Origin of the sequence: Streptomyces sp. NPDC006208, assembly GCF_040613775.1 — a bacterium.
Classification (GTDB): domain Bacteria; phylum Actinomycetota; class Actinomycetes; order Streptomycetales; family Streptomycetaceae; genus Streptomyces.
Window position 1 is genome coordinate 1 of the sequence record NZ_JBEXSW010000051.1, and the last position, 19,765, is coordinate 19,765.

Annotated in this window: 19 protein-coding genes and 2 pseudogenes; 11 read left to right on the forward strand and 10 right to left on the reverse strand. The window is 69.9% G+C overall.

Annotated features, from left to right (window positions below):
* Positions 1 to 280: 280 nt before the first annotated feature.
* A complete protein-coding gene (locus ABZ208_RS32185) occupies positions 281 to 751 on the forward strand; it encodes a hypothetical protein (protein ID WP_356912983.1) in 471 nt (156 codons plus the stop codon).
* A gap of 101 nt (positions 752 to 852) precedes the next feature.
* On the opposite strand, the gene ABZ208_RS32190 is transcribed toward ABZ208_RS32185, so the two are convergent.
* On the reverse strand, positions 853 to 2,022 hold the full coding sequence (locus tag ABZ208_RS32190; protein ID WP_356912984.1) for a steroid 3-ketoacyl-CoA thiolase: 1,170 nt from the start codon (positions 2,020 to 2,022) through the stop codon (positions 853 to 855).
* A 252-nt stretch (positions 2,023 to 2,274) separates the two neighbouring features.
* On the opposite strand from ABZ208_RS32190, the gene ABZ208_RS32195 reads away from it, so the two are divergent.
* Positions 2,275 to 3,522, forward strand: coding sequence for a cytochrome P450 (locus ABZ208_RS32195; protein ID WP_356912985.1), 1,248 nt, complete (start codon positions 2,275 to 2,277; stop codon positions 3,520 to 3,522).
* A gap of 315 nt (positions 3,523 to 3,837) precedes the next feature.
* On the opposite strand, the gene ABZ208_RS32200 is transcribed toward ABZ208_RS32195, so the two are convergent.
* From ABZ208_RS32200 to ABZ208_RS32210, 3 genes and pseudogenes are all read right to left on the reverse strand, one after another.
* Positions 3,838 to 4,317, reverse strand: coding sequence for a hypothetical protein (locus tag ABZ208_RS32200; protein ID WP_356912986.1), 480 nt, complete (start codon positions 4,315 to 4,317; stop codon positions 3,838 to 3,840).
* Positions 4,318 to 4,771: 454 nt separating this feature from the next.
* The gene (locus ABZ208_RS32205) at positions 4,772 to 5,212 is read right to left on the reverse strand and encodes an arginase family protein (protein WP_356912987.1); all 441 of its coding nucleotides are present in this window, start codon (positions 5,210 to 5,212) and stop codon (positions 4,772 to 4,774) included.
* Positions 5,196 to 5,888, reverse strand: a pseudogene (locus ABZ208_RS32210) (arginase family protein); the annotation flags it as partial. The pseudogene ABZ208_RS32210 and the gene ABZ208_RS32205, both read right to left, overlap by 17 nt.
* 339 nt (positions 5,889 to 6,227) lie before the next feature.
* Here ABZ208_RS32210 and ABZ208_RS32215 point away from each other — a divergent pair.
* Entirely contained in the window at positions 6,228 to 6,815 is a 588-nt protein-coding gene (locus ABZ208_RS32215) for a hypothetical protein (RefSeq protein ID WP_356912988.1), read from the forward strand.
* A 448-nt stretch (positions 6,816 to 7,263) separates the two neighbouring features.
* A complete protein-coding gene (locus tag ABZ208_RS32220) occupies positions 7,264 to 7,719 on the forward strand; it encodes a hypothetical protein (RefSeq protein WP_356912989.1) in 456 nt (151 codons plus the stop codon).
* Positions 7,720 to 7,835: 116 nt separating this feature from the next.
* Here the strand turns inward: ABZ208_RS32220 and ABZ208_RS32225 are convergent, their stop codons facing one another.
* On the reverse strand, positions 7,836 to 8,315 hold the full coding sequence (locus tag ABZ208_RS32225; protein ID WP_356912990.1) for a diadenosine tetraphosphate hydrolase: 480 nt from the start codon (positions 8,313 to 8,315) through the stop codon (positions 7,836 to 7,838).
* 117 nt (positions 8,316 to 8,432) lie between these two features.
* Between ABZ208_RS32225 and ABZ208_RS32230 the strand changes: the two genes are divergently transcribed.
* Positions 8,433 to 8,657: a DUF6296 family protein gene (locus ABZ208_RS32230; protein WP_356912991.1), complete on the forward strand. Its 225-nt coding sequence runs from the start codon at positions 8,433 to 8,435 to the stop codon at positions 8,655 to 8,657.
* 32 nt (positions 8,658 to 8,689) lie between these two features.
* On the opposite strand, the gene ABZ208_RS32235 is transcribed toward ABZ208_RS32230, so the two are convergent.
* The 3 genes from ABZ208_RS32235 to ABZ208_RS32245 all read right to left on the reverse strand — a co-directional run bounded on the left by ABZ208_RS32235 (position 8,690) and on the right by ABZ208_RS32245 (position 11,211).
* Positions 8,690 to 9,031, reverse strand: coding sequence for a hypothetical protein (locus ABZ208_RS32235; RefSeq protein ID WP_356912992.1), 342 nt, complete (start codon positions 9,029 to 9,031; stop codon positions 8,690 to 8,692).
* Between the two features lie 1,090 nt (positions 9,032 to 10,121).
* Positions 10,122 to 10,403 (reverse strand): DUF397 domain-containing protein, encoded by a 282-nt coding sequence (locus ABZ208_RS32240; RefSeq protein WP_356912993.1) that lies wholly within the window; start codon positions 10,401 to 10,403, stop codon positions 10,122 to 10,124.
* Positions 10,384 to 11,211: a helix-turn-helix transcriptional regulator gene (locus ABZ208_RS32245; RefSeq protein ID WP_356912994.1), complete on the reverse strand. Its 828-nt coding sequence runs from the start codon at positions 11,209 to 11,211 to the stop codon at positions 10,384 to 10,386. Before ABZ208_RS32245 ends, ABZ208_RS32240 begins: the two co-directional genes overlap by 20 nt.
* 120 nt (positions 11,212 to 11,331) lie before the next feature.
* Here ABZ208_RS32245 and ABZ208_RS32250 point away from each other — a divergent pair, with 120 nt between their 5' ends.
* A complete protein-coding gene (locus ABZ208_RS32250; RefSeq protein ID WP_356912995.1) occupies positions 11,332 to 11,724 on the forward strand; it encodes an ATP-binding protein in 393 nt (130 codons plus the stop codon).
* Positions 11,725 to 11,785: 61 nt separating this feature from the next.
* On the opposite strand, the gene ABZ208_RS32255 is transcribed toward ABZ208_RS32250, so the two are convergent.
* Positions 11,786 to 13,762 carry a bifunctional glycosyltransferase 87/phosphatase PAP2 family protein gene (locus ABZ208_RS32255; protein ID WP_356912996.1) on the reverse strand — a complete coding sequence of 659 codons (1,977 nt, stop codon included), beginning with the start codon at positions 13,760 to 13,762 and terminating at the stop codon, positions 11,786 to 11,788.
* 359 nt (positions 13,763 to 14,121) lie between these two features.
* On the opposite strand from ABZ208_RS32255, the pseudogene ABZ208_RS32260 reads away from it, so the two are divergent.
* The 3 genes and pseudogenes from ABZ208_RS32260 (at position 14,122) to ABZ208_RS32270 (ending at position 16,954) form a co-directional block, all read left to right on the forward strand.
* Positions 14,122 to 15,202 (forward strand): annotated as a pseudogene (locus ABZ208_RS32260) (DUF2330 domain-containing protein).
* A 15-nt stretch (positions 15,203 to 15,217) separates the two neighbouring features.
* Complete coding sequence (locus tag ABZ208_RS32265) at positions 15,218 to 15,901, forward strand: O-methyltransferase (RefSeq protein ID WP_356912997.1); 684 nt, start codon at positions 15,218 to 15,220, stop codon at positions 15,899 to 15,901.
* 156 nt (positions 15,902 to 16,057) lie between these two features.
* Positions 16,058 to 16,954 carry a 2-dehydropantoate 2-reductase gene (locus tag ABZ208_RS32270; protein WP_356912998.1) on the forward strand — a complete coding sequence of 299 codons (897 nt, stop codon included), beginning with the start codon at positions 16,058 to 16,060 and terminating at the stop codon, positions 16,952 to 16,954.
* 84 nt (positions 16,955 to 17,038) lie between these two features.
* On the opposite strand, the gene ABZ208_RS32275 is transcribed toward ABZ208_RS32270, so the two are convergent.
* A complete protein-coding gene (locus tag ABZ208_RS32275) occupies positions 17,039 to 17,479 on the reverse strand; it encodes a GNAT family N-acetyltransferase (RefSeq protein ID WP_356912999.1) in 441 nt (146 codons plus the stop codon).
* Between the two features lie 140 nt (positions 17,480 to 17,619).
* On the opposite strand from ABZ208_RS32275, the gene ABZ208_RS32280 reads away from it, so the two are divergent.
* Positions 17,620 to 17,946, forward strand: a complete 327-nt coding sequence (locus ABZ208_RS32280) for an antibiotic biosynthesis monooxygenase (protein WP_328401141.1) — start codon at positions 17,620 to 17,622, stop codon at positions 17,944 to 17,946.
* A gap of 361 nt (positions 17,947 to 18,307) precedes the next feature.
* Positions 18,308 to 19,693: a YncE family protein gene (locus ABZ208_RS32285; protein WP_356913000.1), complete on the forward strand. Its 1,386-nt coding sequence runs from the start codon at positions 18,308 to 18,310 to the stop codon at positions 19,691 to 19,693.
* Positions 19,694 to 19,765: the final 72 nt, after the last annotated feature.

Here is a 19,765-nt window from a genome sequence, read left to right on the forward strand (position 1 = left end):
AATGACCGCCGCGACCTGGCACAACGACCACACACGACAGCCCGTCCTGCGCTCACTGACCGCATATGACCACTGACCCCTTGGAATCGATCATCCAGGGCTGTCCCGTTTGAAGATGCCTGCCCGGGGAGCCCGTGGTGTCTGCCGCGTCGTTCGATCCGACGGCGAGCATCTCACCAGGCACGCACAGTCTCCGGTGGGGCGGCCGACGGCGGCTCGGATCCGCCGATTCCCCGAAAGGCCAGTGGCACCAACCTCACCAATGCCACAGTTGGGTGTGATGTGGACAACGATCGCGCCACTCATCGGCGTTGTACTCGGCGGGCTGATGTCGCTGCTGGCCCAGCACTCGGTAGGGCGCGCGTCGGAGCGGGCCGAGGCGCGCCGCAGCGTTCGCGAACTCGCCGAGGCGCGCCGCAACGAGCGCCTCACCCATCTCATCGATTTTCTGTCTGCGGTACAGGAAGCCGAACGGGTCGCCGTGGACCGCCATCACCACAACATGACCGACGAGCAATGGCAGGAGCGGGCACGGCAGACCATCGACAGGGTGTGGGTGACGCAGAAGACGATCCACATACTGTGTGCGTCCGAGGTCAATGACGCGGCACGTGGTCTCGCGTTCGCCGTACAGAGGGTGATCAGAGACGGTCCCGACGACCCGGGAGAGCCGCAGGACGAGAAGGTCTGGGCGCACATACGCCCGAGTCGGCGGGCGTTCCTCGATGTCGTGCGCAACTACCTGACGTGAAGGCGGCGTCGGTCCGGGTGAGCTTGACCGGAAGGCGGCACCCGCTCACGGCACCACTGACACCGCGGCGCATGCACGACCCCGTGTCCGGCCCGTCTCGCTCACAGCCGCTGAATGATCGTGCCCGTGGCCTGCGCCCCGCCCGCGCACATCGTGATCAGCGCGAACTCCTTGTCCCGGCGTTCCAGTTCGTGTAGCGCCGTGGTGATCAGCCGGGCCCCGGTCGCGCCCACCGGGTGGCCGAGCGCGATGCCGCCGCCGTTCACGTTGACCTTCTCCAGGCCCTGCTCGAAGACCTGCGCCCAGCTCAACACCACCGACGCGAATGCCTCGTTGACCTCCACCAGGTCGATGTCCCTGAGCGACATCCCCGCCTTGCCGAGCACCGCGCGGGTCGCGTCGATGGGACCGTCGAGGTGGTAGTGCGGATCGGCGCCGACCAGCGCCTGGGCGGCGATCCGGGCGCGCGGCTTCAGCTTGAGCGCCCGCGCCATCCGCTTGGACGCCCACATGACGGCCGCGGCGCCGTCGGATATCTGCGAGGAGTTCCCGGCGGTGTGCACCGCGGTCGGCATGACGGGTTTCAGCCCGGCCAGCGCCTCCATCGAGGTGTCGCGCAGCCCCTGGTCCCGGTCGACGAGCCGCCACATGCCCTGGCCGGCCGCCTGCTCCTCCTCCGTCGTCGGCACCTGCACCGCGAAGGTCTCGCGCTTGAAGCGCTCCTCGGCCCAGGCGATCCCCGCCCGTTCCTGCGAGAGCAGCCCGAGCGAGTCGACGTGCTCCCGCGTCAGCCCGCGACGGCGCGCGATGCGCTCCGCGGCCTCGAACTGGTTGGGCAGATCGACGTTCCACTCGTCGGGGAAGGGTTTGCCGGGGCCGTGCTTGGACCCACTGCCGAGCGGTACGCGCGACATGGCCTCGACACCGCAGCTGATGCCGATGTCGATGACTCCGGCCGCGATCATGTTGGCGACCATGTGGCTCGCCTGCTGGGAGGAGCCGCACTGGCAGTCGACGGTGGTGGCCGCCGTCTCGTACGGCAGCCCCATAGCGAGCCACGCGGTGCGCGCGGGGTTCATGGACTGCTCGCCGGCGTGGGTGACGGTGCCCCCGACGATCTGCTCGACGCAGTCGGCATGGATGCCGGTGCGGCCGAGTAGTTCACGGTAGGTCTCGCCCAGCAGATAGGCGGGGTGGAGGTTGGCAAGCACTCCTCCGCGCTTGCCGATGGGGGTGCGTACGGCTTCGACGATGACGGGTTCCGCGGCCATGAGCTCGTCCTCTCCTCCGCGCGGCCGTGGGGGCGTCCCGGCGCCCACAGGACCGAACTGGCGAACTAGTACGCGTTCTAGTTCTGCTAGCAGTCTCGTGAGTGCTACCCCCGGTACGCAAGGGGCGTGCACGCCTCTTGCTGCACCCCTCGCCGGCAACAGTTCCGACCGTGGCCCTTGCTACTTGTAGAACTCGTTACTACCTTTCGGCCAACTTCTGATGGGCCGTCAGACCTGAAGTTGGAGCTGCCGATGTCCTGCCCCCATCTGCCCGAAGGATTCGACTTCACCGACCCGGACCTCCTCCAGGCCCGCGTCCCCCTCCCGGAGTTCGCCGAGATGCGGAAGACCGCCCCGGTCTGGTGGTGCACCCAGCCCGCCGGCATCTCGGGCTTCGCCGACGAGGGGTACTGGGCCGTCACCCGGCACGCGGACGTCAAGCACGTCTCCACGCACCCCGAGTTGTTCTCCTCGAACACCAACACCGCGGTCATCCGCTTCAACGAGACGATCAGCCGCGACCAGATCGAGGTCCAGAAGCTGATCATGCTCAACATGGACCCGCCGGAACACACCCGCGTCCGCCAGATCGTCCAGCGCGGCTTCACCCCGCGCGCGGTGCGCTCCCTGGAGGAGGCACTGCGGCGGCGCGCCCGCGCGATCGTGGAAGAGGCCGCAGCCGCCGGGGCGAAGAACGACGGCACCTTCGACTTCGTCACCGACATCGCGGTCGAACTCCCCCTCCAGGCCATCGCCGAACTCATCGGCGTACCCCAGGAGGACCGCACCAAGATCTTCGACTGGTCCAACAAGATGGCGGCATACGACGACCCCGAGTACGCCATCACCGAGGAGGTCGGCACCGAGGCGGCGATGGAGATCGTCTCGTACGCCATGAACCTCGCGGCGGCGCGCAAGGAGTGTCCAGCCAAGGACATCGTCAGCCAGCTGGTGGCGGCGGAGGGCGAAGGCAACCTGTCCTCCGACGAGTTCGGCTTCTTCGTGATCCTGCTGGCGGTGGCCGGCAACGAGACCACGCGCAACGCGATCAGCCACGGCATGCACGCCTTCCTGACCCACCCCGACCAGTGGGAGCTCTACAAACGCGAGCGCCCAGGGACGACGGCCGAGGAGATCGTGCGCTGGGCGACTCCGGTCGTCTCTTTCCAGCGCACGGCCACCGAGGACGTGGAGTTGGGCGGCGCCCACATCAAGAAGGGCGACCGGGTCGGGCTGTTCTACTCCTCGGCCAACAACGACCCCGAGGTGTTCGAGTCGCCGGACCGCTTCGACATCACCCGCGACCCGAACCCGCACCTGGGCTTCGGGGGCGGCGGCCCGCACTTCTGCCTCGGCAAGTCGCTGGCGGTGATGGAGATCAACCTGATCTTCAACGCGATAGCCGACGCCCTGCCGGACCTGCGCCTGGCGGGCGACCCGCGCCGACTGCGCTCGGCATGGCTGAACGGCATCAAGGAACTGCGGGTCACGACCGGTTGACCGCACAGACCGAGGAGGCAGGGGCCACCTCATCCCACGCCCCCGTGCCCCTGCCTCCCGCGGGACCGGGCCTCGGCGGCCCGACCACGTTCCCGCTCGGTGGTGCGCGGTCGTCCGGCCCGTCCGGGGAAGTGCCGAGGGGCGAGCGGAGCCTGGGTGGTGACCTGGCGGTGGCTGCCCCGTCCCTGGGCCGCGGCACTGATTGCCGTGGCCGCGCCCGTGCTTGCGCTACGGGGGCTCACCGCGCGGTGGACCCCCTGTCAGCGGCCGGACTTCGTGTACCAGCCCCTGGAAGGCACGTCTCAGGCACCCGCGCTACCCTGGCCTGCCGCGCTGAGCTCCCCCGGCCCGGTCGCGCGGGTCGTCGGTCGCCGCGGCGGCGAACAGTCCCTTGTCGGCCGCACGCCAGCCGGCGCGCAGATGCGCCGACGCGGTGGTGTCCACCTCGTGCACACGGGACGCCCGCACGACGACCCGCAGGGCGATCAGGCCGCGGTCGCCGTCGCCCAGCACCGGGTACCCGGCACGCAGCTCCTCGTCGCTGGGCAGGTGCGGCTCGTCGTCGGACATGCCTGCCCGTGACACGCCCGCCAGGCGGCGCAGGATCCCCTGCCGCAGGGCCTGCGCGCAGTCGGGCCAGAGCTCGTCGGGACTCAGGGGGTTCACGAACTCCATGCCCAGCGCCTCGCCCTCGAGGGGCTCGAAGTCGACTGTCACCCATGCGAAGCCGCCCATGCAGCTCGCCGCCATGTAGCGGACCTCGACATCACGGCTCGCCTCGGCCGGAAACCGCACGGCACACCTGCCTTCCCCACCCAGGACAGCCCTTCGCCGTCGACGGGACTGCAGCATGCCACCCGCCGCGCGCTGCGGGCGCCGAGGCGCTCGCCGTCCCGCTTACGCGGAGGATGCTTTCCCCGAGCGCCCCCCGGCGCCGCCGGTCCGGCCGGCTCCCCGCAGAAGTGATCCATCAGGAACGGAACATCGAGGTGCGGCGCTGCGCCATCGGCGCTGTGAGCCGCCGAAGACAGCGCTGCTGACGCGTCGGTGACAGCAACAGCGCATGGACCACAACGGAGGCCCGGCCCGGAGACGGGTTGACCGCAGGCCGAGGAGGCAGGGGGACACCTCGTCCCACGCCCCCGTGCCCCTGCCTCCCGCGGGTCCGGGCCTCGGCGGCCCGACCCGGCGGCCTACCTCGAGCCCGATGCCGGGCCGCCGGTAGCTTGCCTCTTCCGCAAATGGGACGCTAGGTGTGTCGCCCGGAGGACGGTCCGCAGACGGCCGGGTCCAGGTAGTCGGGACCGGGCAGGCCCCTGCGGCGCATGGCAATACCGGTCAGGGCCTCGAACATGGCCCGGCGGGCGTTCATCGTCGTGGTGTAACCGGGATCCAGATCCTGGACGACCTCAACAACCTCCATGCCCACCACGGGCGTCTCGTGGCAGATCCGGCGGATGGCCGGCAGCAGCTCCCGGTTGGTCAGACCCGGCGGCTCCGGGGCGCCGGTGCCCGGGGCAAAGGCCGGGTCCAACACGTCGATGTCCAGCGATAGGTACAGGTACTCCGGCCCGTCCAGCGCCTCGGCGATGGCCTGCTGGAGGACGACATCGGAATCCGCGGCGGTCGATCTCGGCCATGAAGTGCGTGCGCATCCCATGCTCGCGCATCCAGCCGAACAGCTCGTCATCGGGCGCCATCGCGCTGCGCAGGCCGACCTGGAGGAAATTACGCCCCGGGACGTGCTCGTCCTCGATCAACCGACGAATCGGTGTGGCGTGCGTGGCCAGGTGACCGAACATGTCGTTGTGGCAGTCCGGGTGTGCGTCGAAGTGGACCACCCCGACCTTGCCGGGCCCGTACACGTCGGCCATGGCCGCGGCGTCCGGCCAGAGGATCGAGTGGTCCCCACCGAGCACGATCGGGATCGCGCCGGTCTCTGCGATCTCGCGGACCATTGCCCGGATCGGCTCCATGGAGTTGTCGATGCTGAACGGGTCGACCGCGGCGTCGCCGTAGTCGACCACGGTGAGTTCGTCGAACGGCCGGATGCGGGTGCTGGGATTGACCAGCGCCTTCGGCGTGTTGGGCAGGATCCGCTCGTCGGCCCGCAGCGCACGCGGCCCGTAGGCCGCCCCCCGGTGCCCCAACCCCATGTCCACCGGCGCCCCGAGGACCGCCACGTCGACGTGGCCGGCGCGCAGGTCGTCCTGGTTGAGACACAGCGGCACTCCGAAGAAGGTGGCGATGCCGGCGTAGGTAGGGACGAAGGTGTACCGCTGCAGGTTGATCGGCCCAGGTTCGCGCTTGGGGTCGCGCGAGCGGTCGAGCCGCGTCTTCCAGACATCCGGGGGTATGCCTGCCATGGTCGGCTCCCTTCTGCGCCGTGTGCTCTTGGTGAGAACTGGTTACGGACAGAACTCCTGACTCCGCCCGGCCCTGCATCCAGGATGCGCGCCGATGAAGCACCATGCCCTTTTTGTGCCAGATCGAGCGGCGCATCGCACGCCCGGCCCCTGCGACGACACCGACCGGGCCGTCATCGAACTCGGCGACGAAGACACCGACGACCGGACTCACCGGGCCGTGTGCAACGAACACACTCCCCCAGGAACAGCGACGTCTTCGCGACTGCCGGTGGCGGATGCCGGGGCGGTGACGGGCGAGGTAGCCTCACCAGCGCATCTGTCCAGGAGGGGCACCGAATGAACCCGATCCGGTTCGAACTCGCCTATGTGGGCCCCACCCACGGGCGGCTGAGAAAGAGAGCCACCCACACGTGGGCCGGAACGATCCCCGGTTCCGGGCCGGTTGAGCTGATGTCCCCCGCGGAGGAGGATCTCAACGAGGAAACCGTGAGTGCCTGGGTGTCGGGGCACGGGATTCCGCCCATGTGCTTCCTGGGCATCGACTTCCGCAACCAGCCGCGCCTGGCCGGTATGACGCTGACCGCCGACGGGTGGGCAGGGAAGCTGAAGCGCCGCCATCTGGCGGTGACGGCGCGCGGGCGGGCCTTGCGGATCGACATCGCCGGGCGCTCCTACCGGTACCAGGTACTGGGCAGCAAACGCCGGCACGAGCTGCGGCGTGAGGGAGCCGCCCTCACGATGTCGCGATCGGCATGGCGCCACCCGCAGAACATCTCAGGCATCGGGCAGGGCAACTGCGACGGGTTGGACATCGGATTGGCGATCCTGCTGGAGAGCGCCCACACGCGCAATCTTTCCTTCGGTGGTGCGCTCTACTCCTGGCCCGGACGCTTCCTGAGCCGACTGGACCTTCCGGATTTCTGAATCTCCCGGACGCGGAGACGGGTGACCGCACAGGCAGGCGCCACCCACGCCTCGTGCGGCGCGCATGCACTACGGCCACGACCGGCATGGTCACCGCCGGGCCCATGATCGCCCCGGCGACCAGGACGGGCATTCCGTCGCCGCTGCAGAGGCGAGGCCATCCGCTTCGAGGTCTCCAAGCGCCCCGACCTGACCGAGGAACAACGGGCGGGCATCGACATCGACTTCGACCCGGGCATCCACTATCACCCGCTCGACTGGATCACCGAGCTGCACGACGACCCGGACACCATGCGGCGCCTGGCCGCCTCCTTCCCATCCTCTCGTCCGCAGAAGCGTCGCCCACGCCAGGCGTCTGCCACCGGACGTCGTCGAACTCCTCGCCCGGGACGAGGACCGTGTCATACGGCTCTTCCTCGCCGAATCCTGCGACGACGCACCCGCCGACATGCTTCTGGGGGTGTGGCAGTGGTGGACCGGCAGCCTCAGTACCCTCGACCGCCCGTACGGCCACCCGAACTTCCCCCGCCGCGACCTCCTGCGCTACGCCGGTGACCCGAATCCGCGGATGCGCCAACTTGCCTTGGACGACCCGGAGTCGACGGCCGAGCTGGTCGAGAGATTCAGCCGAGACGTCCACGAGGAAGTAGGGCACCGGGCCGCGACCGACCCACGCCTGACAGCGGCCTCGGCGGTACGGCTCCTCGACGACCCGCATCGGCGCGTACGCCACGCTGCCGCCATGCACCCGCGGCTGCCCGCGCGGGTACTGGTCCGGCTGCTGCGGGACCCCGACACCGCACAGTCAGCAGCCCGGAACCCGACCCTGCCCGTCCACACCATGGAGCACCTGCTCCAGGCCTGCCCACCGGACGGCGGGAATCCGGGTCCGCTTCGGGCGTAGCCCCTCCAGCGTCCGGCGCCGCGGCGTTGCCCGGTGAATGTCTCGGTCGATCTCATCCCCGTGGCACAGGCGCCGCCAGCCGCTGGTGGCGCGCGACCTGCCGCGGCCCGCACCTGTCAGGCCGGCGAGCGCAACCGGTCCAGTTCGCTGCCGATCGCATCCCGCAGCACGTCATGCTGCGGACCAAGTCTGAACTGTTCGTCGGTCCACCTGTCACGCGGATAGAGCCACACCGGTGCACCCACCACATCGGCCGGCTCCCACTCGAACCTCGGCCAGACATGCGCGTGCAAGAAGGGGTCCGTGTTTCCCAGGATCTCCAGATTGACCCTGCGGAACGCCGGGTCAAGACGCCGACAGGCCCGCTCGACCGCCTCGCCGAGCTGGTCCATCCCGGACAGGAACGACAGCCGCTTGGACTTCGGCAGGTCCGAGAGCCGCTGCACATCGGGTTCATCCACGAGGAGAACCGAGTACCCCGGCAGGAACTGAACGTCCCCGATCACTGCGAACCCCGACTCCAGCCGTCGCAACACGGTCGGGTTCTCGCCCCTCAGAGCGGCCCCGATCCGATCCATCCGCCACTCACCAGTCATGGCCAGAACCTACGCGCAGGTGATCAAGGACCGACCGAGTGGGGGTGACGAGCGGTCTTGGCTGCGCCGAGCGGGCCTCGGGAGGCGCCGCGGCCCGGCTCGGGCCACGATGGGGGCATGGCGTATCCAGATACCTATGAGCTCGTGTTTGCGTCCGCCACGGAGTACGACGTGGTCATCGTCCGGCGCACCGAGAGGTCAGGGGCCGGCGGCTACCCGATCTACGAGGACGACTCCGGAATCGTGCGCGCGGAGATCAGCGACCAGGGCGAGGTGCGCATGCTCGCGAGCGGCGGCCACCAGGCGCTTGAGACACCGGTGACCGCGCGGCAGCCGAGCTAGAGCCGGACTGCTCCATGAGGGCGTGGCGTCGCCTACGGCGCGAGCCACTCCGCCTGGAGCTGGGGAGCCACGTTGGTCTCTCCTGTGAACAGCCACCTCGAGGTGGCGTCACTTCCGGTGGTCTGGAAGACCCTGAGGGAGATCACGTCACCGGCATTCAGCTGAACAATCGTTGACACGTCCTGCGAGGTGCCGAAGCCGACCGGGGCGTCCGCGGTGTCCTGCCCGTCAAAGGCGACGACACTGCCGTTGACGGTGATACGAAGTTGACGCTGCCCCTCGTCATTCGGAGTGAAGTCCCAGAGGATCCTTCCCTTGAGGAGGTAGCGCCCGGCGGTGTTGACCACCAGCGTCGAGTTCGCCGAGTCGAACATCGTGTCCGTGTCGTAGGCGGCGCCACTGAAGGTGATCTGAGTGTCGGCGTTGGTCGGGATGGTCTGGGACTCGGCGCCGAAAATGCTCGCGCCGACGTTGACCGTAGGCCCGGCAGGCCCCGTAGCCCCGGTCGATCCCGTCGGGCCGGTCGGTCCCGTCGCACCCGTGGGTCCCGTCGCACCTGGGTCACCCTGCGCACCCGTGGGGCCTGTGGGTCCCGTCGCACCCGGCCCGCCCGTCGGGCCCGTCGGCCCCGTGGGACCCGGGTCACCCTGCGCACCCGTGGGACCTGTGGGTCCCGTCGCACCCGGCCCGCCCGTCGGGCCCGTCGGCCCCGTGGGACCCGGGTCACCCTGCGCACCCGTGGGACCTGTCGGACCCGGCCCGCCCGTCGCACCCGTCGCACCCGTCGCACCCGTCGCACCCGTCTCACCCGTCTCACCCGGGTCACCCTGCGCACCCGTGGGACCTGTCGGACCCGTCGCGCCGGTCGCGCCCTTCGGGCCCCTCTTGCACTTGTCCTTGCCGCCGCGGTCCGACCCGTCCCTGCACTTGTCGTCTCCGCCGCCCGGGCCGCTCGACACGCTCACGCGTTCGCCCATGCTCTGAGCCGCGACCGCGACCGGACTGACGAGCCCGGCCGCCAGGACCAGCGCGAGTGAGGCGATCGCGCCGCCCGCGGTCCGGTTCACTCGCCGAGGCAGCGGTCCCAGTCGGGACCCTGTCCTGTTGGCAGGGCTCATGTACGCGCTCCTCGTGTCGACCGGTGGGGACTCCACGTCCGATCCCAAGGGCGAGCCTGGCCCGAGCGCAGTCGATCGATCGTCACACCCGGTCGGCACGCGCTGTTTATCAATAACTCGGAGTAATCGGCAGATGCAGGTGGGTGCATACTTTCCGCTGACACGCACCCGGGGCGCGGCCGAACGGGCACCGTTCCGAGCAGGTCCCGGCTTCGGACAGCAGCGAGCCGTGGTGGTACGCGCACGAACGGGGCGCGGAAGGCTCTTCGGAAGCTGGAAAGCACCTGGGCGAACTGGATCAGACGCAGTTGCGAGGGGGACCGCTCTACCTCGCTGCGCTACGGGTCTAGTAGATCTCTCCATGCGCGGCGGCCGCGACAAAGGCGGCGAACGCGGGGCGCGAGAGGTGGAGGGCGGGGCGCGTGACGTCCTTGGAGTCGCGGACGGCGACGGCGTGGGGGGTTTCGGCGCACTCGACGCAGTCCCCGCCCTGGTCGCTGCTGTAGCTCGACTTACGCCAGGCGGCGCCGTTGAGCGGGGCGCACTCGACGCAGGAGCCGCCCTGGTCTCCGCTGTGACTGGACTTACGCCACTGGGCGCCGGTCAGTTCAGGGGTGCTGCTCCCCATAGCGTTCCTCCATCGTGCGCCGGATCAGCTCCGCTGAGTCCTTGATGGACAGGGCGGCGGCCTGGAGGTGATCGTAACGGAGTGAACAGTCCTTGACCGTTTCCGGGTTGGCCGTCGGATGCCCTACGCCGTAGCCCTCGGTGTAGACGATGGCGGGGTCGCTCGCAAAGCGGAAGACATCGAAAGGTCCCTGCAGTCCGGCATGCGTTCCCGCCGCGAACTGCAGCACCTGGATGTTGACCAGTGGCTCGTTCTCGCATGACAACAGGCGGGCGAGTTGACCGCGCATGACCTCCGGACCACCGATCTCCTGACGCAGCGCCGCCTCGCTGACGATCGCCCGTAGAACCGGCGGCGTTTCCTTCCCCAGGATCCGCTGTCGCGCCAGCCTTACCGTGGTGCGATCGTCCAGCCTGCTGCGGTCCATCGCACCCAGAACCGCGCGCGCATACGCCTCCGTCTGAAGCAGGCCGTGGACCAAGTGCGTATGGAAAGTACAGATCTCGGTCGCGCGCGCCTCCAACTCCGCCACCTGCTGGAACCACGCAGGCAGTTGACTCCTCAGCACCAGTCCCAGCAGTCGGGACAGTAACCCGTCCGTACCCAGCGCCGCGTCCACCCGCTCACTGAACTCCTGCGTCGGCAGCTTCCGGGCCGTCTCGATCTGGCCCACCAACGATCCCGTGCAGTAGACGATCTCCCCGAGCTGCCTCTGCGTGAGGCCCGCCGCCTCCCTGAACCTCCGCAGCTCGAACCCGTAGTAGTCCAGCGGCGACGCACCCGGATCCAGGACATTGATGTGGGTCACGCGTACCCCCTCGTGCTCAACTCCCGTCCACTCCGGGACGGGTTGCATTCGCGGTGTAGCTGAGCGTAGTCGTCCCAGCTCACGCTCGTACCGTGAACAAGCGAGATTCCCCAGTACGGTATGCGCCTCACCGCCGGTGCCCACTCCGCCCGCCATGTGCGCCGGATCGTCCGCAGCTACCTGCTCCTGTGGGGCCTGGCCGAGTCGGCCGACTCCGTCGAGCTCGCCGTCACCGAGCTGCTCGCCAACGTCGTGCGTCATGTACCGGGCCGGCACTGCGGGTTGCTCGTCCTGCGGCACCCGGAGGGCGTACGCGTCGAGGTGTCGGACGGATCGTCACAGGCGCCCGTCCTCCAGCGCGCGGAGGCCGACGACGAGTCCGGGCGCGGGCTGGCGCTGCTCGATGCCGTCGTCGACAAGTGGGGCGTGGACAGCCGGGGCAAGGCAGGAAAGACCGTGTGGTTCGAGGTCGCTCAAGTGGCGGAAACCTCCCACGCGGTGGATCCTGACTGAACGCGACGATCCACCCCGGGGGCACGGGCACTCGCTCGTACCCCCGGGCTTCCACCTGTGGTTACGTGCCCCCGGCGGGAACCTTCTCCGTCTCGCGGGCGGTCTCCACGACCCTCGCCACCGGGACCGCGTGCGGCGGGATCCGGAGCCGGCGGGGGCCCGCCAGCAGGTACGTCAGGCCGAAGCCCGCGCCGACGACCGCCGCGCCGCCCGCCGCGTCCAGGACCCAGTGGTTGGCTGTGGTGACGATCGCGCACACAGTGGCCAGGGGATGCACGAGCCCCAGGAGCTTCATCCACAGCTTGGGAGCGAGCATCAGGACCACCAGCCCGCACCACAGCGACCAGCCGAAGTGCAGCGACGGCATGGCCGCGTACTGGTTGGTGACGGCCGTCATCGCCCCGTAGTCCGGGTTGGCGAGGTCCTGCGGGCCGTGCACCGTGTCGATGAAGCCCATGGCGGGCATCAGCCGCGGCGGGGCCAACGGATAGAGCCAGAAGCCGAGCAGGGCCAGCACCGTGGCGAAGGCCAGCGAGGTGCGGGCCCAGCGGTAGTCCGACGGGCGGCGGACGTACAGGACGCCGAGGATGCCCAGCGGCACCGCGAAGTGGAACGACGTGTAGTAGAAGTCGAAGAACGCCTCCGCCCACCCGCTCTTCACCACTGCCTGGTTGGCCCAGTGCTCGATGTCGATGCCCAGTGCCCGCTCGATCGAGAGGATCTGCCGGCCGTGCTCCTCGGCCGCCGCCACTCCGCCGGTCGCCGCGGCGCGGATGTGCGAGTAGGCCGAGTAGCCGACCCGGATCACCAGCAGTTCCAGCAGCAGGTTGGGGCGGCTGAGGACCCGGCGCCAGAACGGCAGCAGCGGCACCCGGGCCCAGCGCGCGGCGACCGGCTTCGCGTACTCGGTGGGCACGGGCCGGCGGAAGTACGGCGAGGTCAGTGGCAGGAACGGCACCGCGCAGGCGGCCGCGAGCGCGGCGATGAGCAGCGCGTTGTCGCGTACGGGATACAGGAAGACCACGTTGGGCAGCAGCATCTTGCCCGGCAGGGTCATGGCCAGGATGACGAGCACGGGCCACAGCATGCGGTCGGAGGCACGCTTGCCGACGCGGCCGACGATCGCGAGCAGCACCCACAGCAGCTGGTGCTGCCAGGCGGTGGGCGAGACGGCGACCGCGACGCAGCCGGTGAGGGCGACGCCGAGGAGGAGCTGGCCGTCCTGGGTGCAGCGGACGGCGCGGCGCAGGCCGACGAAGCAGACGGCGGCGGCGAGCAGCAGGTAGAGGGTGATCTCCAGGGGGCCCTCGATGCCGAGGCGGAGCAGCGCGCCGTGCAGGGACTGGTTGGCGAGGCTGTCCGGGCGTGCGCCGAGGCCGGCGCCGGCGACGTGGTGCACCCAGTAGGTCCACGAGTCGCTGGGCAACGCGGCCCAGGCGAGCGCCGAGAGGGCCGTGAAGGTGCCTCCCGCGGCCACGGCGGCACTGCGGCGGCCGGTGAGCCACAGCAGCGGTGCGAAGAGCAGGACGGTGGGCTGGAGGGCCGCGCCGATGCCGATGAGGATGCCGGAAGGTCTCTCACCGCGTACGGCGAAGCAGCCGACCAGCACGAGCAGGACGGGGATGATGCTGGTCTGGCCGAGGTGGAAGCTGTTGCGGACGGGCAGGGACAGCATCAGCAGGCTGATGGCGGCCGGGGCGGCCAGCAGGGTGCTGCGGCGGGACACGGGGATGGGCAGGGCGCGGGCGGCGACCAGGCCGAGCAGGACGACGAGCAGCAGGGTGCCGAAGGTCCAGGCGACGCCGAGGCTCTGCTCGGCGGAGCGTGCCAGGGGTTTGAGCACCAGGCCGGCGAACGGGGTGCCGGTGAATCTGTCGGCGTCGTACAGCGATCCCGTCACTTCCAGGACGCCGTTCTCACCGATCCAGGTCTCCAGGTCGGTGAGGCGTTCACCGGGGGGCTGCCGCAGCACCGCTGCCGTCTGGCGTACGGCGAGTACGGCGGCGACGAGCCACAGGGCGGCTCGTGCCGCACCCATCCTCGTGTCCGTCGTCGCTGTTCCGCGCACGCTGTGTTCCGCGTTCGCCACGTCGCGCCGCGCCTCCCCACCGTTGTGTCGTCCGTGTGGTCCCGCTTGGTGCCCTCTTCCGTCACCGGGCGTCCGTAGAGCGTCCCACTGCCCCGTGAGGAAGACTCAGGTAACGCTCTCTTCGCCTGAGTGTCACCCGCTACTTTCCGATATTTGCCGCCGGGTCTCACCCGGACGGCGTAAACCCGGGCGGGAACCGGCAGGTCAGCGGCGCCGTCCGAGATGGCATGCGGGGGAACATACAAGAACAGGCGGCCGCTTATCCGTACGACCGGCCACACGGCCGGCCACGACAGCGGGTGCTGCTGGTGGTGCTGGCGCTGCTCGCGCTGCAGATCGGGTCGCTGATCAGCCCGGCGTACTCCCCCTGCCTGCGGCGGGGGGACCCCCAGCGGCTGCGGGGCGATGGTGCCGGGTGCGCAGTCCAGGATGACCGTCGATCACGAGACGGCGGTGGTCGACTGGGACGGCCGCAGGGAACAGATCGTCATGCGCTTCACGGTCGACTCGGACGCGCCCGAGGCGGCCTGGATCATGCCGGTGCCCGGGCGGGCCGAGGTGGAGCTCGCGGAGAACGCGCTGTTCGACGAGCTGGCGGAGGTCACCGCTCCGGTGCACCGCGAGAGGTCGTACTTCTGGCCGCGCGACGGTGACTGGCCACTCGGCTCGGGCTATGGGGACGGTGCGGCCGCCGAGGCGCCCGGGAAGGCGGCGGGGGTCGCAGTGGTGGGCCGCGAGCGGCTGGGTGACTTCGATGTCGCACGGCTGACGGCGACCGACCCGGACGCCCTGCGGGGGTGGCTCACCGAGAACGGCTTCCGGCTGCCCGACGGTCTGACGGCGGACCTGGACCCGTATGTGCGCCAGGGCTGGGAGTACGTGGCGGTGCGGCTGGCGCCCCGCGAGAAGGGCGCGGTGCTGCGGGGCACGCTCGATCCTCTGCGGCTGGCGTTCGCGAGCGACCGCCCGGTCTATCCGATGCGGTTGTCGCGGCGGGCCGAGAACTCCCAGGCGCTGTCGCTGTTCGTGCTGGCCGGGCACCGGATGGAGCCGCGCAGCGCGATCGGCGGGGACGAGCCGGAGGTGACGTACGCCGGGAAGGTCGGTCCGTACGGGGCGATCGGCGAGCTCACCGGCGGGAAGGAGCGCTTTCTGACCGCCTTCGAGCAGGACTTTCCCCGGCCGGAGCGGATCAACGGCGACCACGAACTGCGGGCGGCGGACTCGGACGCGTCGTTCAGGCGTGTGGTGTACGACGACGAACTGCTGACGGTCGCGGGCATGCCGGTGTGGCTGTTGACGCTCGGCGCCGCGGTGGCGGCCGCGACGGCCGCGGTGCTGCGGGTACGGTCGCGTCGGCGCAATGCCGTGCCGCTGTCGGCGGCCTGAACTAGGTTGGGCCGTATGACTCTTCCGTCCTCTCTGGACCAGTGGAACGCGGTGGCCGGCTACATCACCGAGCGGCTCGTGCCCGCGGACGACGTGCTGACGGCGGCGCTGGAGGCGAGCGAGGCCGCAGGGCTGCCGTCCATCGCGGTCTCACCGAACGAGGGCAGGCTGCTGCATCTGCTGGCGAAGGTGCAGGGCGCTCGCACGGTGCTGGAGATCGGCACGCTGGGCGGCTACAGCACGATCTGGCTGGCGCGTGCGCTGCCCGAGGGCGGCAGGCTGATCTCGCTCGAGTACGACCCGGCCCACGCCGACGTGGCCCGCGCCAACATCGCACGGGCGGGTCTCGACAAGATCGCCGAGGTCAGGACGGGCGCGGCGCTGGACACGCTGCCGCGGCTGGCCGCGGAGCCGGGCGCGGGCCCGTTCGACATGTTCTTCATCGACGCGGACAAGCAGAACAACGCGCGCTATGTGGAGTGGGCGCTGCGCCTGTCGCGCCCCGGCAGCCTGGTCATCGTCGACAACGTGGTGCGTGACGGCAAGGTGGCGGACGCGGTGTCGAAGGATCCGGCAATCATGGGCACCCGGGAGATGTTCGACCTGATCGCCGCCGAGCCCCGGCTGGAGGCGACGGCCGTCCAGACGGTGGGTCCGAAGGGCTACGACGGCTTCCTGCTGGCGCGCGTGGTGTCCTGACACGGGTTCGCTCCCGGGCGCGGGACCGGGCATGCGGTCCGAGGAGTACGGCCTGACGGCCGACGCGGACGCCACCCGGCTCCGCGACGAGGTGGGTGGCGGGGCGGCACGAGAAGCATGGACGATCAGCGTGAACTGCCCCCATACACTCGGGCCATGACGACCGTTGCTGTGGTGGGTGCTGGAGCGGTGGGCGGCGTGGTGGCTGCCGGACTGGCCGCGGCGGGACATGTTCGCGTGACGGCTTGCGTGCGCTCACCGCTCGGCGGAATTCGTCTCGACCGGCCCGACGGCACCGCGGAGAGCCTGCCGGTCGACGAGGCATCGGACCCCGGGCAGGCGTCGACGGCCGACTGGGTGGTGCTGGCGACCAAGGCCCACCAGACGGCCGGTGCCGCGCGGTGGCTCGAGTCCCTCTGCGGTCCCGGCACACGGGTCGCGGTCCTGCAGAACGGCGTCGAGCACGTGGAGCGGGTGTCGCCGCTGGTGGGTGCGGCCCGAATCCTGCCGGCCGTCGTGGAGATCTCGGCCGAGTCGCTCGGACGCGGGCACATACGGCTGTTCGGTCCCCCGCGGATCGTGGTGCCCGAGGGCGAGGACGGCAGCGCCTTCGCGGCTCTGTGCAAGGACACCGGCATCACCGTCGAGCAGACGGACGACTTCCTGACCGCAGCCTGGACCAAGCTGTGCCTCAACGTCGCCAACGGCGCCATCACCGCGGTGACCACGCGCCGGATGCCCGTCTTCGCGAATCCGCGTGTCGCCCGGCTGGGCCGCGCGCTGGTCGAGGAGGCGCGTCTGGTCGGCAGTTCTCTGGGCGCGCGACTGCCTGACGACCTCGCCGACCAGGTCATCGAGCGGCTTCTCGCCATGCCGGCCGAGTCGGGCAGCAGCATGCTCTGGGACCGCCTCGCAGGCCGGCCGCTCGAATTCGACGCCCGTAACGGCGCCGTCGGGCGCGCGGGGGCACGGGTCGGCGTTCCCACCCCTCACAACGACACCGTCACCGCACTGCTGGAAGCGATCAGCGAGGTGGGCGAGCGAGCCTCGTAGCCGCCCGGCGCTGACCGTCCCCGAGGGCGGCGGCCTTCCGGGCGTGGCCCGCGCCGGTATCACCGTGCGGCTCTCGAAGGGGATTCAGGGCAGCCTCAGGTGGATGAAGGGCACGGTGTCACCCGGCAGCACGTACCTCTCCACTTCCTCGAAACCCTGAGCCAGCGCGAACCGCAGCCCATCCGTGTTGGACGCCAGGACGATCGTCTCGATCACGCCGGCGCCGAGCGTGCGCGCCTTCGCCAGCCCTCGTGCGTAGAGCTCCTTGCCGAATCCCTGCCCACGGTGGTCGGCGAGCACGCGGGCGATCACTGTGGCCACCGCCTCGTCGCCGGTGGGCGGACGCACCGTCGAGCAGCCCACGGGAACGTCGCCGAGATACGCGACCTCCAGGTGGTTGCGCTGAACTCGCTCACGGACATCGTCGAGGGACAGGGGGTCGGTGGGGATGATCACGTTATGGACGTACTGCCAGTCCTCGACCATGACATCGCCGTCCACCTCTTCGAAACGAAGATCAGTCATCGCAGCAGGAAACCGTGAGCTTGAGGGAGCGTCAACTGCAAATCGTCCTGCGCCGTTTGGACCGTGGCATGTAGGAGACTGCACGTACGTCGTCAAGGCCGGGTGCCGAGCCCGGCCTCTGTTCCCCCGAGAGGTGTCACGTGCCCAGCGTGGTAAAGATCAACGTCCTGTCCGTGCCCGAGGAGCAGCGTGAGGTCCTCGAGAAGCGTTTCGCCTCGCGTGCCGGAGCCGTGGAGAGTTCCGACGGCTTCGAGTGGTTCGAGCTGCTGCGGCCCGTCGAGGGCACCGACCAGTACCTCGTGTACACCCGGTGGCGCGACGAGGAGTCGTTCCAGGCCTGGATGGAGGGGCCGATGAAGGCCGCGCACCAGGGTGGCGGCGAGGGTGAGCGGCCCAAGCCCGCCGCGAGCGGGTCCACGCTGTGGTCGTTCGAGGTGGTGCAGCAGGCGGCCCCGAAGCAGGCCTGACGTTCCCGGTCATCACGCGCCTCCGGCCTGCAGCGCCGGGGGCGCGCTGCTGTCCACCCGCGGGCGGGCGACGGCGGAGACCGCATGGGGTACTCGACTCGTCCGTACGGCCTCATTCGCGGGAGTCGAGCAGACGCGAGCTGATCACGGCACTTAGCGTGCCCCGCGGCGATCATCAGCGCCGCGGCGATCCCGGACGGTCCTGACAGGGCATCGATCGCCGCCATCATCCGGAGCACGGAACGCACTTCGGCGTCGTGCACTGCAGGAGGTCTTCATGTCGGGTATCGCAGTACGGGGGGCGTCGGAGCAGGGAAGTACGGGGCGAAGTCGCGGGGGCGGGGGGTCGTGGTGGGTGCTGGTGCGCGCCTGGGTGGCAGGAGTGGCGGTGCTGGCCGGCCTGGCCGTCCCGATCGCGCTGGCCACGCCCGCCGCCGCTCAGACCGGAACCTTCGCCTACGTCGCCAACAGCTTCTCGGACAACGTGTCGGTCATCGACACCGCCACCAACACCGTCACCACCACCATCCCCGTCGGCGACTTCCCCGTCGATGTGGCGGTCACCCCGGACGGCACCCGCGCCTACGTCGCCAACCTCGGCTCGGACGATGTGTCGGTCATCGACACCGCCACCAACACCGTCACCACCACCATCCCCGTCGGCGACTTCCCCCAAGCCGTGGCGGTCACCCCGGACGGCGCCCGCGCCTACGTCACCAACTCCTTCGACGACAACGTGTCGGTCATCGACACCGCCACCAACACCGTCACCACCACCATCCCCGTCGGCGACAGCCCCCTTGGGGTGGCGGTCACCCCGGACGGCACCCGCGCCTACGTCACCAACAGCGGCTCGGACAACGTGTCGGTCATCGACACCGCCACCAACACCGTCACCACGACCATCCCCGTCGGCGACGGCCCGAACAATGTGGCGGTCACCCCGGACGGCACCCGCGCCTACGTCACCAACTTCTTCTCGAACAACGTGTCGGTCATCGACACCGCCACCAACACCGTCACCACCACCATCCCCGGCGTCGCCGGCCCCCTTGGGGTGGCAGTCACCCCCGACGGCACCCGGGCCTACGTCCCCAACCTCGCAGACACGGTGACCGTGATCGACACCGCCACCAACACCGTCACCACCACTATCCCCGTCGGTGACGGCCCCAACGGTGTGGCGGTCACCCCGGACGGCACCCGCGTCTACGTCAGCAACAGCAATGACGACAACGTGTCGGTCATCGACACCGCCACCAACACCGTCACCACCACCGTCCCCGTCGGCGACTTCCCCGCCGGCGTGGCCATCGGAACCGTCACCACGGAGCGCACCCCGACCAAGCTGACACTGAAGCTGGAGAAGAAGAAGGGGAAGGACACCCTGGACGCCCTGGGCGGCAACCACGGCCTCACCCTCAAGGCCAAGCTGACCGCCGAGGGCCGGCCGCTGGAAGGCAAGGAGATCGACTTCACCACCGACTCCATCTCGCTGTGCACCGACACGACCGACAGCCGGGGCAAGGCCACGTGCAAGGTACCGGGCAAGCAGCCCAAGGAGGCCTGCTACACCGCCACGTTCGCCGGTGACGACACCTACGAGCCCTCCACCGCCACCGTCTGCAAGAAGGACGACCACGGCAAGCCCGGCCCCTGGTCGGCACCGCTCGACCTGAGCGACGTCCATGACCTGGTGCAGTCCGCCATGGCCTCGGCGGGCCTGCCGGAACGTGACCACCGGTAGTCGTACGCCAAGCGCGCTTCGACCACCGCAGCCGCCCAGGAGCCCCTCCAGCACTCGCTGGAGGGGCTCCTC

What these genes read in the sequence shown, in the direction of transcription:
- ABZ208_RS32190 (WP_356912984.1), bottom strand. Translation starts at nt 2,022, where the DNA reads ATGGCCGCGGAACCCGTCATCGTCGAAGCCGTACGCACCCCCATCGGC.
- ABZ208_RS32235 (WP_356912992.1), bottom strand. Translation starts at nt 9,031, where the DNA reads ATGTTCGACTCGGCGAACTCGACGCTGGTGGTCAACACCGCCGGGCGC.
- ABZ208_RS32265 (WP_356912997.1), top strand. Translation starts at nt 15,218, where the DNA reads ATGACTCTTCCGTCCTCTCTGGACCAGTGGAACGCGGTGGCCGGCTAC.
- ABZ208_RS32215 (WP_356912988.1), top strand. Translation starts at nt 6,228, where the DNA reads ATGAACCCGATCCGGTTCGAACTCGCCTATGTGGGCCCCACCCACGGG.
- ABZ208_RS32270 (WP_356912998.1), top strand. Translation starts at nt 16,058, where the DNA reads ATGACGACCGTTGCTGTGGTGGGTGCTGGAGCGGTGGGCGGCGTGGTG.
- ABZ208_RS32205 (WP_356912987.1), bottom strand. Translation starts at nt 5,212, where the DNA reads ATGACGAGCTGTTCGGCTGGATGCGCGAGCATGGGATGCGCACGCACT.
- ABZ208_RS32225 (WP_356912990.1), bottom strand. Translation starts at nt 8,315, where the DNA reads ATGACTGGTGAGTGGCGGATGGATCGGATCGGGGCCGCTCTGAGGGGC.
- ABZ208_RS32240 (WP_356912993.1), bottom strand. Translation starts at nt 10,403, where the DNA reads ATGGGGAGCAGCACCCCTGAACTGACCGGCGCCCAGTGGCGTAAGTCC.
- ABZ208_RS32230 (WP_356912991.1), top strand. Translation starts at nt 8,433, where the DNA reads ATGGCGTATCCAGATACCTATGAGCTCGTGTTTGCGTCCGCCACGGAG.
- ABZ208_RS32255 (WP_356912996.1), bottom strand. Translation starts at nt 13,762, where the DNA reads ATGGGTGCGGCACGAGCCGCCCTGTGGCTCGTCGCCGCCGTACTCGCC.
- ABZ208_RS32275 (WP_356912999.1), bottom strand. Translation starts at nt 17,479, where the DNA reads ATGACTGATCTTCGTTTCGAAGAGGTGGACGGCGATGTCATGGTCGAG.
- ABZ208_RS32185 (WP_356912983.1), top strand. Translation starts at nt 281, where the DNA reads ATGTGGACAACGATCGCGCCACTCATCGGCGTTGTACTCGGCGGGCTG.
- ABZ208_RS32195 (WP_356912985.1), top strand. Translation starts at nt 2,275, where the DNA reads ATGTCCTGCCCCCATCTGCCCGAAGGATTCGACTTCACCGACCCGGAC.
- ABZ208_RS32250 (WP_356912995.1), top strand. Translation starts at nt 11,332, where the DNA reads ATGCGCCTCACCGCCGGTGCCCACTCCGCCCGCCATGTGCGCCGGATC.
- ABZ208_RS32220 (WP_356912989.1), top strand. Translation starts at nt 7,264, where the DNA reads ATGCTTCTGGGGGTGTGGCAGTGGTGGACCGGCAGCCTCAGTACCCTC.